At 51.4% G+C, this 13,009-nt stretch carries 14 protein-coding genes and 1 pseudogene; 11 read left to right on the top strand and 4 right to left on the bottom strand.

The window, feature by feature from the left end:
• Nucleotides 1-7 precede the first annotated feature (7 nt).
• The 11 genes from BZJ18_RS09785 (at nt 8) to mgtE (ending at nt 8,310) form a co-directional block, all read left to right on the top strand.
• A complete protein-coding gene (locus BZJ18_RS09785) occupies nt 8-976 on the top strand; it encodes a KpsF/GutQ family sugar-phosphate isomerase (protein ID WP_069588204.1) in 969 nt (322 codons plus the stop codon).
• Nucleotides 976-1,536, top strand: a complete 561-nt coding sequence (gene kdsC, locus BZJ18_RS09780; protein ID WP_077456372.1) for a 3-deoxy-manno-octulosonate-8-phosphatase KdsC — start codon at nt 976-978, stop codon at nt 1,534-1,536. Before BZJ18_RS09785 ends, kdsC begins: the two co-directional genes overlap by 1 nt.
• A complete protein-coding gene (lptC, locus tag BZJ18_RS09775; protein ID WP_077456370.1) occupies nt 1,533-2,096 on the top strand; it encodes an LPS export ABC transporter periplasmic protein LptC in 564 nt (187 codons plus the stop codon). Before kdsC ends, lptC begins: the two co-directional genes overlap by 4 nt.
• Nucleotides 2,077-2,595, top strand: coding sequence for a lipopolysaccharide transport periplasmic protein LptA (gene lptA, locus BZJ18_RS09770; RefSeq protein WP_077456398.1), 519 nt, complete (start codon nt 2,077-2,079; stop codon nt 2,593-2,595). The genes lptC and lptA overlap by 20 nt, the downstream gene beginning before the upstream one ends.
• A gap of 8 nt (nt 2,596-2,603) precedes the next feature.
• Entirely contained in the window at nt 2,604-3,329 is a 726-nt protein-coding gene (gene lptB / locus BZJ18_RS09765; protein WP_069588123.1) for an LPS export ABC transporter ATP-binding protein, read from the top strand.
• Between the two features lie 124 nt (nt 3,330-3,453).
• The gene (locus BZJ18_RS09760; protein ID WP_077456368.1) at nt 3,454-4,911 is read left to right on the top strand and encodes an RNA polymerase factor sigma-54; all 1,458 of its coding nucleotides are present in this window, start codon (nt 3,454-3,456) and stop codon (nt 4,909-4,911) included.
• A gap of 25 nt (nt 4,912-4,936) precedes the next feature.
• Entirely contained in the window at nt 4,937-5,224 is a 288-nt protein-coding gene (gene hpf, locus BZJ18_RS09755) for a ribosome hibernation promoting factor (RefSeq protein WP_077456366.1), read from the top strand.
• A gap of 3 nt (nt 5,225-5,227) precedes the next feature.
• The gene (ptsN, locus tag BZJ18_RS09750; protein ID WP_069588129.1) at nt 5,228-5,671 is read left to right on the top strand and encodes a PTS IIA-like nitrogen regulatory protein PtsN; all 444 of its coding nucleotides are present in this window, start codon (nt 5,228-5,230) and stop codon (nt 5,669-5,671) included.
• A gap of 26 nt (nt 5,672-5,697) precedes the next feature.
• On the top strand, nt 5,698-6,549 hold the full coding sequence (gene rapZ, locus BZJ18_RS09745; RefSeq protein ID WP_077456364.1) for an RNase adapter RapZ: 852 nt from the start codon (nt 5,698-5,700) through the stop codon (nt 6,547-6,549).
• Nucleotides 6,546-6,821: an HPr family phosphocarrier protein gene (locus BZJ18_RS09740; RefSeq protein ID WP_077456362.1), complete on the top strand. Its 276-nt coding sequence runs from the start codon at nt 6,546-6,548 to the stop codon at nt 6,819-6,821. Before rapZ ends, BZJ18_RS09740 begins: the two co-directional genes overlap by 4 nt.
• 121 nt (nt 6,822-6,942) lie before the next feature.
• Entirely contained in the window at nt 6,943-8,310 is a 1,368-nt protein-coding gene (gene mgtE, locus BZJ18_RS09735) for a magnesium transporter (RefSeq protein WP_077456360.1), read from the top strand.
• A gap of 69 nt (nt 8,311-8,379) precedes the next feature.
• On the opposite strand, the pseudogene rpoD reads toward mgtE, so the two are convergent.
• The 4 genes and pseudogenes from rpoD to rpsU all read right to left on the bottom strand — a co-directional run.
• Nucleotides 8,380-10,230 (bottom strand): annotated as a pseudogene (rpoD, locus tag BZJ18_RS09730) (RNA polymerase sigma factor RpoD); the annotation flags it as partial.
• Between the two features lie 81 nt (nt 10,231-10,311).
• A complete protein-coding gene (dnaG, locus tag BZJ18_RS09725) occupies nt 10,312-12,063 on the bottom strand; it encodes a DNA primase (protein ID WP_077456356.1) in 1,752 nt (583 codons plus the stop codon).
• Between the two features lie 83 nt (nt 12,064-12,146).
• A complete protein-coding gene (locus BZJ18_RS09720; protein WP_069588140.1) occupies nt 12,147-12,590 on the bottom strand; it encodes a GatB/YqeY domain-containing protein in 444 nt (147 codons plus the stop codon).
• Nucleotides 12,591-12,613: 23 nt separating this feature from the next.
• The gene (rpsU, locus tag BZJ18_RS09715; protein ID WP_069588141.1) at nt 12,614-12,829 is read right to left on the bottom strand and encodes a 30S ribosomal protein S21; all 216 of its coding nucleotides are present in this window, start codon (nt 12,827-12,829) and stop codon (nt 12,614-12,616) included.
• Nucleotides 12,830-13,009 lie beyond the last annotated feature (180 nt).

Raw genomic sequence — 13,009 nt, 5'->3', positions numbered from 1 at the left:
CATGGTGATGAGTGAATTTGATTTTCGTCGCGCAGGGCTTGATGTGCTTACCATTGAGCAAGATGCGATTGCACAACTCAAAACGGCGATTGACGAGCATTTTGATGCCGCCTGTCGATTAATCTTGAACGCCACCGGCAAAGTGGTGGTGATGGGAATGGGCAAATCGGGCCATATCGGCCGTAAGATTGCAGCTACCCTTGCAAGCACAGGAACGCCTGCGTTTTTCGTCCACCCGGGAGAGGCAAGTCACGGTGACCTTGGGATGATCAATCAAGGCGACGTGGTGCTAGCCATTTCCAACTCGGGCGAAGCCGGTGAAATTCTTACCTTACTGCCGGTGATTAAACGTCTCGGGATCCCGTTAGTCTGTATGACGGGCAACCCCGACTCGAGTATGGGGCAACTCGCCAAGGTCCATCTCAATATTCACGTCCCCAAAGAGGCGTGCCCCCTTAAGCTTGCGCCTACATCGAGCACCACGGCCACCTTGGTGATGGGCGACGCGCTCGCCATGGCATTGATGCAAGCAAAAGGTTTTACCGCCGATGACTTTGCCCTGTCTCATCCGGGCGGCGCATTAGGACGCAAACTACTATTACGTATTAGCGATCTGATGCATCAAGGCGAGCGTTTACCCGTGGTGCCAGACAATGCCACCGTACGCGATGCGTTACTGGAAGTGTCCGAAAAAGGCCTCGGAATGACCGCCGTGGTCGATGCAGAGCAACAGTTGGCCGGTGTCTTTACCGATGGCGATCTACGCCGCTTACTCGATCAACGCATTGATTTACACACCACCGCCATTGGCGAGGTGATGTCCGCCAACCCGATCACCATTGAACCGGAACTGCTGGCGGCAGAAGGACTCAAACTCATGGAGGAGCGTAAAATTAACGGGCTGCTGGTAGCGAAAAATGGCCAGCTTCTTGGCGCCCTCAACATGCATGACCTTTTGAAAGCCGGAGTAATGTAATGTGCGCACCTGTGACTGACACCTTATATGGCCCTGTTGCCACCACCCTGTTCGAACGCGCGGCGACGATCCAGCTACTGATTTGCGATGTCGATGGCGTTTTCTCCGATGGTCGCGTGTATATGGGCAATCAAGGCGAGGAGCTGAAGGCCTTTCACACCCGTGATGGCTACGGCATCAAAGCCTTGATGAACGCTGGCATTGAGGTCGCAGTGATCACAGGTCGACAGTCTAAGATTGTCGAAAATAGAATGAACGCCTTAGGGGTCCGTCATGTCTATCAAGGACAAAGTGACAAGCTAGCTGCGTACGACGATCTTTGTCAGCAATGCAACGTCAGCCCTGAGCACACCGCGTATATCGGTGATGACTTGATTGATTGGCCCGTTATGGCAAAAGTCGGCCTCGCGGTCTGTGTGGCAGACGGCCACCCGCTATTACAACAACGTGCCGATCTAGTGACCCAAATCCGTGGTGGGTTCGGCGCGGTCCGTGAAGTCTGCGATCTGATCCTCGAAGCACGAGGCGAGCTCGATCAGCATAAGGGCTTAAGCGTATGATGCAGCGGCTCAGCATGCTGGTGCTGATAGTACTGTGTGCCCTAACCGGCTATTATCTGCTTTCTCAACATGTCTGGGAGCGTACAGTACAAGTGGAGCCGGACGCAGAAAAGCCTCTGTTTACCGGTGAAAAAATTAAAACCGTGCAATACAACGCCGATGGGATACGCAGCTATACCGTTGACGCTGAGCACTTAGAGCACTACGCCAATATTGATGAAACCCACTTTAACGAGCCTGTCTTGTGGACCTATCATAATGGCAAAGACGAAGAGTGGCGCATCAGTGCTAACTATGCGGTGCTGTCTGATAAGCACATACTAACGATGACAGGCAAAGTGCGAATTTTTAACTTGCTACCGAACGCGCAAATTCATTCGGTAGCCACCGAAACCGTGACGTTGGACCTGACCACGCGAGACTTTTGGTCCGACCGTCCCACCACCATCACTGGCGTTGGCTTTCAAACCGAAGGGCAACGCGTGAAAGGGAACTTCGGTAACCACCAGATGGAATTGTTAAACGATGTTAAAGGCCGATATGAAACGACCCCTCGTTAAAGCACTGGCAGGTGCCATGTTGCTGTTTTCGCACTATTCATTGGCATTGAGTAGCGACACTGAGCAACCGATTTATATTGAATCTGAGAGTCAGCATTTGGACATGGCCACCAACACGGTGACCTTTACCCAAGATGTTGTGCTGACCCAAGGTAGCATTAAAATTCTGGCCGACAAGCTGGTCGTGATCCGCCCTCAAGGCCAAGAAGGCGATGAAACCATTGAAGCGTTCGGTAAACCCGCGACCTTCGATCAGACCATGGATGATGGTAAAAAGCTGCACGGTGAAGCCTATAAGTTACGCTATGAAGTGGGCAACGAGTTTTTGAAAATGTCGACCAATGCCATGCTGGAACAGGCAGGTAATCAAGTCGAAGGCAATGTGATCACCTATCAAATTGATAAGCAGCAATTGGTCGCAGAAAGTGACAGCAATAAGCGAGTCACAACCATCTTGCAGCCGACTACCAAAAGCCCATCTGAGTCAGAATCGCAATAAGAGGCCCTATGGCAACGTTAAAAGCGGCCAATTTGGCGAAAAGTTATAAAGGACGAAAAGTCGTCGCCGATGTCAGTCTGGAAGTGAAATCCGGCGAGATCGTCGGGCTACTCGGCCCAAATGGTGCAGGTAAAACCACATCGTTTTACATGATTGTCGGTCTTGTCGCTCGCGACGAAGGGGCAATTTTTATCGACGATCAAGACATTAGCATTCAGCCGATGCATAACCGTTCACGTCTTGGCATCGGTTATTTGCCGCAAGAGGCCTCGATTTTTCGCAAGCTCACCGTCTACGACAATTTGATGGCGGTACTGCAAACGCGAAAATCCCTCACCAAAGAGGAGCGTCAAGATAAAGCCGAAGATTTGTTGGATGAATTTAATATTCAGCATATCCGCGATAGCCTTGGCATGGCGCTGTCAGGGGGCGAGCGACGCCGTGTCGAAATTGCACGCGCCCTCGCCGCTAACCCGAAATTTATTTTGCTTGATGAGCCATTTGCCGGCGTCGATCCAATTTCCGTGATCGACATTAAAAAGATCATCGAACACCTACGCGATCGTGGCTTAGGCGTGCTGATCACCGACCACAATGTCCGTGAAACCTTGAGTGTCTGTGAGCATGCTTACATTGTCAGCCAAGGACACTTGATTGCGCACGGCACCCCTGATGAAGTGCTGAATGACGAGCACGTCAAACGTGTCTATCTCGGTGATCAGTTCAAGCTATAGTGGACTCGCTCACGCTAAAATCTGCCAATCACGGCTATAGTTATTTATAGAGCGCTTGCCCTGCATCCCAGAGCAAGCGTTTTAACCTCATTGGTCGTTCTAAAAGGAAAGGTGTAACGCCCCTATGAAACCCACGCTTCAGCTCAAGCTTGGACAACAACTCGCAATGACACCGCAGCTACAGCAGGCTATTCGCCTGCTGCAGTTGTCGACGCTAGATTTGCAGCAAGAGATCCAAGAAGCGTTGGAAACCAACCCGCTGCTGGAACAAGACGAGGGTCAAGAACAAGAAGCCGCGGAGCGTAACGATAACGACACCGCGGAAACCGCCACCGCCAGCGCCGACACGTTAGAAACCTCAGACGCCTTCGAGAAAAACGAAATGCCTGACGAGTTGCCGGTGGATACCACTTGGGATGACGTCTATAGCGCGGGAACCGGCAGTACTGGCATTGCCTCGGGCGGCGACGAGCTCCCCGTGTATCAAGGTGAAACCACCGAAAGCCTTTACGACTACCTAAAATGGCAGCTCGACCTCACCCCCTTCTCGGAGACGGATCAAGCCATTGCCTTGGCGATCATCGATGCGGTGGACGATCAAGGCTACCTGTCAGTCACCACTGATGAGATCTTAGAAAGCTTGGGCAGTGAGGAGATTGAGCTTGACGAAGTAGAAGCTGTACTGAAACGTGTTCAACACTTTGATCCATTGGGTGTAGCCTCTCGCTCGCTACAAGAGTGCTTATTGCTCCAATTAGCCACATACAACCCAGAAACGCCCTGGCTGGATGAGGCACGTACCGTGCTCACCCAACATATGGATTTGCTCGCCAACCGCGATTATCGTCAACTGATGCGAGATACCCGTCTAAAAGAGCCGGATCTGAAAGCCGTGATGCAACTGATCCATAGTCTTGAGCCACGTCCGGGTAATCTGATCGTGACTAACGAAGCGGAGTACGTGGTTCCTGATGTCTCCGTGTTTAAGCACCACGGCAAATGGGTGGTTCAAATCAACCCAGATAGCGTTCCTAAGCTTAAGGTCAATGAGCAATATGCCGCTTATGGTCGTAACGGCTGTAGCCCGTCAGACAGCCAGTTTATTCGCTCCCATTTGCAAGAAGCCAAGTGGCTGATTAAAAGCCTCGAAAGCCGTAATGAGACCTTATTGAAGGTGGCCCGCTGTATTGTCGAACATCAACAAGATTTCTTTGAGTATGGCGAAGAAGCCATGAAACCCATGGTACTTAACGACATCGCCATGGACGTCGACATGCACGAGTCGACCATCTCTCGTGTTACCACCCAAAAATTTATGCATACGCCACGCGGTATTTTTGAGTTGAAGTACTTCTTCTCAAGCCACGTGAGCACGGATAATGGCGGCGAATGCTCTTCGACAGCCATTCGTGCCCTGATCAAAAAGTTGGTGGCAGCGGAGCCTGCCAACAAGCCCCTCAGTGATAGCAAAATTGCCGCCTTGTTAGCTCAGCAAGGCATCAAAGTTGCACGACGGACCATCGCTAAGTATCGGGAGTCGCTCGGTATTGCGCCGTCAAACCAGCGCAAGCGCCTGCTTTAGGCGCCTCAACAGAAGGAAGATGTGTATGCAAATCAACCTGACCGGACATCATGTCGAAATCACGCCACCAATACGCGAGTATGTGGATACAAAGTTTGCTAAACTCGAGCGCTTTTTCGAGCACATTAATAATGTCCACGTTGTGTTGACGATCCAAAAGCTCGACCAAATTGCTGAAGCGACGCTCCATGTCAACAATGGAGAGATTCATGCTAAGGCGCAGTCGCAAGATATGTATGCGGCCATTGATGGGTTGACCGACAAGTTGGTCAAGCAATTGAGTAAACATAAAGAGAAGCTCAAACAGCATTAAGCTATGGAACTTAAAGACGTACTCACAGTGGACTGCACACGCAGTGCCGTCCACTGTTCCAGCAAGAAACGCGCCCTAGAAATCATTAGCCAAGTGGCTGCGGACAAGTTGGGGATCAACGCGCAACAATTGTTTGAATGCATGCTAAGTCGTGAAAAGCTGGGCACCACTGGTATCGGCTCAGGGATTGCCATTCCACACGGCCGTATCACGGACAGTGACCATGCTATTGGCGTGCTGTTGCAATGTGCTGAACCGATTGAGTTCGACGCTATCGACAAGCGCCCCGTCGATTTGCTCTTCGCGCTACTCGTTCCGGACGAACAGTGTAAATACCACCTCCAAACCCTCTCGGCCATCGCCGAAAAGCTCAATGATAAACAGCTATGCCGACAGCTTCGCAATGCAGACTCGGACCAAGAGCTGTACAATATCATGACTCAATAACGAGTAAGGGCTGACGGGAGTCTACTATGATGCTGAAAATTGTCAGTGGCCGTTCGGGGTCAGGCAAATCTGTGGCGTTGCGGGTGCTCGAAGATCTCGGGTATTACTGCGTTGATAATCTCCCTGTGAATCTGTTGCGCGACTTCGTCACGTCGCAAGAAGATGCCGAAGCCAAAATTGCGGTCAGCTTGGACATTCGCAACTTGCCTAACGCGAATGAGCCTATTGCTGACACCCTCACCGCGTTGCGGGAGGTGTGCGATGTCACCTTGTATTACCTGGATGCAGATGACAAGGATCTGATTAAACGCTTTAGTGAAACACGCCGCTTGCATCCCCTGTCGCGCCAAAACCTGTCTCTTGAGCAAGCCATTCAAGCCGAAAAGCAACAAATGGCGCCCATCAAAGAACATGCCGACCGCGTGATTAATACCACGGGGCTGTCGATTCACGACTTAAGTGAGTCGGTGCGCTCACTGGTATTGGGCCGCGCCAGTGGCGATTTGGTGATGGTGTTTGAATCGTTCGGTTTTAAGCATGGCTTACCCGCCGATGCCGACTATGTGTTTGATGTTCGCTTTTTGCCCAATCCGCATTGGGAGCCGACCCTGCGCCCTCATACCGGCTTAGAAAAGCCCGTACGCATGTTCCTCGCCGCGCAACCCGATGTCGCGATGCTGATTGCACAAATCAAAGGCTTTCTTGAGTCTTGGCTGCCCGCATTGAAAAACAATAATCGCAGTTATGTTACCGTTGCTATTGGATGCACGGGCGGTAAACACCGCTCTGTGTATATAGCGCAATATCTGGCTGACTATTTCACGGAGCTTGGCGAAAAAGTGCAAATTCGCCATCGCACCTTGGAGCAATCGTCATGACCACCCTGCACACGGATGTGTGTGTGCGTAACCGACTGGGCTTACATGCGCGGGCCGCGATGAAGCTGGTTGAGCTGCTCCAAGCCTACGACGCCACCATTGAGTTGCAAAGTGGCGATAAGCGCGCCACGGCCGATAGTGTGATGGCGATGCTGATGCTGGAATCGGCTCAAGGACAAACCATCACTCTCACCGCGACGGGTCCACAGGCCGAACCGGCTTTAAACGCGGTAAAAGCGCTGTTCGATGCCGGATTTGACGAAGAAAGTTAACCGCCCACTGCGCTGACCAGCACGCAATTCCTTTCTTATACTGACACGCAACCCATTTGTCATGCGACAGACTCCCCTGGTTGCGTTAGAATTTCAGACATTGCAATGGGGGATGTTGCCTATGGCAGAAACGACAGAACAAGAACAAAGCAATCAAACCCACCAACGGCTACAAGAAGTTAGCCAGCTGCTGGAACAAGGCATGTTTGTCCGCGTGCGCCGCATGTTGGAAGACATGGAGCCGGAAGACATCGCCCACCTTCTTGAGGCCTCGCCGCCCAAAGGCCGTTTAGTTCTCTGGCAACTGACGGATCCCGAAGACCAAGGTGAAATCCTCGATGAGCTGTCTGAGGATGTGAAAGACGGCATCATGGTGCGTATGGCGCCTGAGCAACTTGCCGCCGCCACCGAAGGGATGGAAACCGACGACGTCGCTTATCTACTGCGTAGTTTGCCTCAAGACGTCTCACAAGATGTGCTGGCGGAGATGGACGCACAAGACCGTGCCCGCATCCAGCAAGCGCTCTCCTACCCGGAAGACTCTGCGGGCGGGATGATGAACACCGACGTGGTCACCATTCGGGGCGACGTCACTGTGGATGTCGTGCTGCGTTATCTGCGCATGCGAGGCGAGCTACCCGATACCACAGATGCGCTTTATGTGATTGATCCGAATGGCCGACTGATTGGCAATCTACCCATTGCCGCCTTGTTAGTTAACCAACCGGATACGGAAGTGGTCGACATTATGGACGATCCGGATGAAGCCATTAGCGTGACCATGGACGATGGTGATGTGGCGAGCCTCTTTGAGCGTCGTAACTGGGTTTCCGCCCCTGTCGTCGATCAACATAATCACCTTGTCGGCCGTATTACCATCGATGATGTGGTAGATATTATTCGTGAAGATGCCGAGCACTCGATGATGGGCTTGGCCGGTCTCGACGATGACGAAGACACCTTTGCGCCCGCCTTTAAAAGTGCGCGTCGTCGCAGTATCTGGCTGGGGATCAATGTGCTCGCGGCACTGACCGCAGCCTCCGTGTCGAACATGTTTGAAGGCACGCTTGATAAGATGGCAGCGATTGCGGTATTGATGACCATCGTCCCTTCGATGGGCGGTGTAGCAGGGAATCAAACCGTTGCCTTGGTCATTCGCGGGTTAGCCGTGGGTCACATTGGTGACTCCAACACACGCTGGCTGCTCGCCAAAGAAGCCACCGTCGGACTGATCAATGGCTTGGTATGGTCGATGATTATTGGCGGCGTCGTGGTGCTATGGAAAGGGAATCTTGAGCTTGGGCTGATCATTGCCGGTGCGATGATGATGAATTTATTTATCGCTGGGATTGCCGGGGTCGCCATCCCGACTCTGTTAAAAAAATACAATATTGATCCGGCACTGGCCGGTGGCATGGCATTAACTACCGTTACTGACGTGGTTGGACTCCTTGCCTTTCTTGGCCTCGCCACCCTGTTTATTACCTAATCTGACCGCGATTAAAAAAGGCGAGCCATTGGCTCGCCTTTCTATTGGGCAGTACAAAACGCTTACCGCTTACTCGTCCAAGAAGCTACGTAATGTCTCTGAACGGCTTGGGTGACGCAGCTTACGCAGCGCTTTCGCTTCAATCTGACGAATACGCTCACGCGTAACATCAAACTGCTTACCGACTTCTTCCAACGTGTGGTCGGTATTCATATCGATACCAAAGCGCATACGTAGCACTTTTGCTTCACGCGGTGTCAGACCGGCCAATACGTCATTGGTCGCCATTTTCAGGTTGTTAGACGTCGCTGAGTCCATCGGTAGCTCAAGGGTGGTATCTTCAATGAAATCGCCCAGATGTGAATCTTCATCATCACCGATAGGGGTTTCCATTGAGATTGGCTCTTTCGCAATCTTGAGGACTTTGCGGATTTTATCTTCCGGCATCATCATGCGCTCCGCCAACTCTTCAGGCAGTGGCTCACGGCCCATTTCCTGGAGCATTTGACGCGAGATGCGGTTAAGCTTGTTGATGGTCTCAATCATGTGCACCGGAATACGAATCGTCCGGGCTTGGTCTGCAATCGAGCGAGTAATCGCCTGACGGATCCACCAAGTCGCATAGGTTGAGAACTTATAACCACGGCGATATTCAAATTTATCCACCGCTTTCATCAAGCCAATGTTACCTTCTTGAATCAAATCCAAGAATTGTAAGCCACGGTTGGTGTATTTCTTAGCAATCGAAATAACCAGACGTAAGTTGGCTTCCACCATCTCTTTCTTCGCGCGGCGTGCTTTCGCTTCACCGATAGACATGCGACGGCTAATGTCTTTGATACGCTCAACAGACAGGCCCGTCTCTTCTTCGATGATTTTCAATTTCTGCACACAACGACGCAGATCTTCTTCGTAACGCGCCACACGCTCTGCATACGGCTTACCGGATGACAGCGCTTCATCAATCCATGCATCGGATGATTCGTTACCGGCAAACAATTGCACAAAGGTTTTCTTCGGCATTTTGGCCTGATCGACACACAGACGCATTACCAAGCGTTCTTGGGTACGCACTTTGTCCATGGTCTGGCGCATTTCGTTAACCAGACGATCAAACTGCTTAGGCACCAAGCGGAACTGCTTGAAGGTTTCCGACAGCTCTTCGATAGACGCTTTAGTGCGGTCATCGTAACGACCATACTGGTTGATTGCCGCTTCCATATTGGAATACGTACGACGGAGCTCGCTAAATTTCTCGCGTGCAAGCTCAGGATCGATACCGACATCTTCTTCGCTATCATCATCGTCGTCGTCATCAGCGTCGTCGTCATCTTCGTCTTCGAGCTCTTTCTCACTCAGCTCAGAGCCGATGTGGGTGGCGGTCGGGGCCATGTCATCTTGGGTTGGATCAATAAACCCAGAGATGATGTCAGTCAGGCGTAGCTCTTCCGCTTCCACCTTATCGAACTGATCAAGCAGTGAGGCAATCGAGGCCGGGTATTCCGCCACCGAGCACTGTACTTGGTTAATGCCGTCTTCGATACGCTTGGCGATATCGATCTCACCCTCACGGGTCAGAAGCTCTACCGTTCCCATTTCACGCATATACATGCGCACAGGATCGGTGGTACGGCCAATTTCACTTTCCACACTGGACAGCGCTGCCGCTGCGGCTTCTACCGCGTCTTCGTCGGCCACGGTCTCAGACATCATCAATTCATCAGCATCGGGCGCGGCTTCTACCACTTGAATGCCCATGTCATTGATCATCTGAATGATGTCTTCTATCTGGTCGGAATCGACAATGTCTTCCGGGAGGTGGTCGTTAACTTCGGCATAGGTCAGATAGCCTTGTTCCTTGCCTTTTGCGACAAGCAACTTTAGCTGTGACTGCGGATTTTGATCCATAGACGATATCCAACTTCGGGTCTGAGTGAAGAATTTAGTATGCGGAAACGCAAACCGCCAATTTTAACAAATGTCGCCTTTGCTGGCTACTTTCTAAACGGACTGGCTCTGTATCAGTAGCATCAGTTCCCGCTTCTCTTCGACTGATAAGCCGACGGTATTTGACTTCGCTTGCAACTTGGCTATTTGTTGTTCGACACACTGGGCGAGTATTTTATCCAGTGAATCGCAAAAAAGTTCTGACGCATTATCATCGTCAATATAAAGATCCCAGCCGGCTAACCGCGCCAGCAAGGCTTCTTGTTTTGTCCCCCGCCAGTGCTCTAGCAACTGACCGGTAGTGATATTGGGGCGCGCTCGACAGATCTCAAGGATCGGATTAAGTAACGCCAAACCGGGCAAATCAATCGACTCCGCTGACGGCAACGGCGGTACTTCTTGGCCCAAGTACGGGTACTGGACCAGTAACGCAATTACCTCACGCATCGGCGTACGCTTAATCTCTGATTGCCCATGTACTTTAACGGGCTGTCCTTGGCGACGGATCAAGGTCTCAAGCTGATGGTCATCCATGATGCCCAATTTCTGCCCCAGCGTATTACGCAGGTAAAGGCGTAACGTATCTCCGGGCACTTTTTCAATCAAAGGCACCGCCAAGTTCGCAAGCTTGGCTTTGCCTTCTTGGCTGCTGGTGTCGACTTGCTTAAGCAAGGTGGTGAACATAAAGGTGGAGAGGGTTTGTGCCTCATTCAACCGCTGTTCAAACCCTTCTTTGCCCTCTTGGCGGATCATCGAATCCGGATCTTCACCGTCGGGCAAAAACATAAATTTGAGCTGCCTGCCATCAGTCATGTAAGGCAGTGCTTGCTCCATCGCCCGCCATGCTGCTTCTCGGCCGGCTCGATCGCCATCGTAGCAGCAAAGTATAGTACTACTTTGCCGAAACAGGGTTTGCATATGCTCCCCTGTAGTCGATGTCCCCAGCGAGGCCACAGCGTAATCGACGCCAAACTGTGCCAGTGCCACCACATCCATATAGCCTTCAACCACGAGGATACGCTCAGGGTGGCGATAACGTTGCATCACTTCATACAAGCCATACAACTCCCGACCTTTATGAAAGATCGGCGTTTCTGGCGAGTTCAGGTATTTCGGGGTGCCATCCCCTAACACCCGGCCACCAAAGCCAATCACACGGCCTCGGCGATCGCGGATAGGAAACATCACGCGACCACGAAAACGGTCATAACTGCGACCATTGTCGTTTTCAATCAACATGCCGGCGGTGACCAGCTGGCGTTGCTCCGCTTGGCTACGACCAAAACGTCGCTTAATGGTGTCCCAATGATCAGGGACATACCCAATACCAAACTGTTTTACCACTTCACCGGATAAACCACGTTGTTTGAGATAATCCACCGCCACCTGTCCGGCTTCCGTTCGCAGCTCGCTGCTGTAGGTCCGTGCAATGGCTTCCATGGTTTCATAAATCTGACGTTTATCGTCCGTGGGAATGCTGGGGCGTGCTGTCCCGCCATTCGCTTGTTCACGGGGCACGTCTAAACCCAGTGTGTTCGCTAACTCTTCGATCGCATCGGGAAACTCCAATCGATCAAATTCCATCACAAAATCGATGGCATTACCGTGCACACCACATCCGAAGCAGTGGTAAAACTGCTTTTCTTGGCTAACGCTAAATGAAGGCGTTTTTTCGTTATGGAACGGACAACAGGCGCTGTAATTCTTGCCCTTTTTCTTGAGCTTGACCCGTGCGTCTATGATCTCAACAATGTCGAGACGTGAGAGCAAGTCGTCAATGAATGCGCGCGGGATTCTGCCTGCCATAACCTGAAATTTATAGGGAGAGAAGCAAACAAGCCGCGCCGTCCATTACGGAAAGCACGGCTTGTTGTAAGGTCTGGAAAAACTTAGCTTAAATTCGCTTTCACGAGTTGGCTAACTTTTCCCATATCAGCTCGGCCTTGGATTTGAGGCTTTAGTACCCCCATCACCTTGCCCATGTCTTGCATGGAGGCTGCGCCGGTTTTTTCAACGGCAGCTTTTACCAATGCATCGACCTCTGCTTCGCTAAGTGGTTGAGGAAGAAATTCTTCAATCACTGCAATTTCTGCGAGTTCCGCATCGGCAAGGTCATCACGACCGGCTGACTGGTATTGGGCTACGGAATCACGGCGCTGCTTTACGCTTTTTGTCAGCACCGCAAGAATGTCCTCGTCACTCAATGACTGACGGGTATCCACTTCTTGCTGTTTAATGGCTGACATCAGAAGGCGAATCGTACCAAGACGCGTCTTGTCTTTCGCTTTCATCGCCGCTTTTTGGGCATCTTTTAGACGTTCAAGCAATTCCATAGCACCTACCTAATCTGACTAAATTAGTACAGACGTACGCGACGTTGGTTTTCGCGTGCCAACTTCTTCAGGTGACGTTTTTGAGCAGCGGCTTTAGCGCGTTTGCGAACGGTAGTTGGCTTTTCGAAGTGCTCACGACGGCGAACTTCAGAAAGAATACCTGCTTTTTCACAAGAGCGCTTAAAGCGACGCAATGCTACGTCAAATGGTTCGTTTTCACGTACTTTAACTACTGGCATGTGCCTTTCACCTCAGGGGTTATCAGTTATCGCTGGCGAATTATTGGCCAGCCTTGATTAAAAATGGTGCGAAATTCTAATCCGAATAGGGGGGCATTGTAAAGCACATCTGGCGAATTACTTCCAAGCCATGTAAGATTGCGCGCACCGCCAGCCTGTGCTGGCAACGTCTTCTCGCTT

The sequence above is a fragment of the Salinivibrio sp. IB872 genome, assembly GCF_001995345.1.
Taxonomy (GTDB): domain Bacteria; phylum Pseudomonadota; class Gammaproteobacteria; order Enterobacterales; family Vibrionaceae; genus Salinivibrio; species Salinivibrio proteolyticus.
This window is presented reverse-complemented; position numbering and strand designations above follow the sequence as displayed.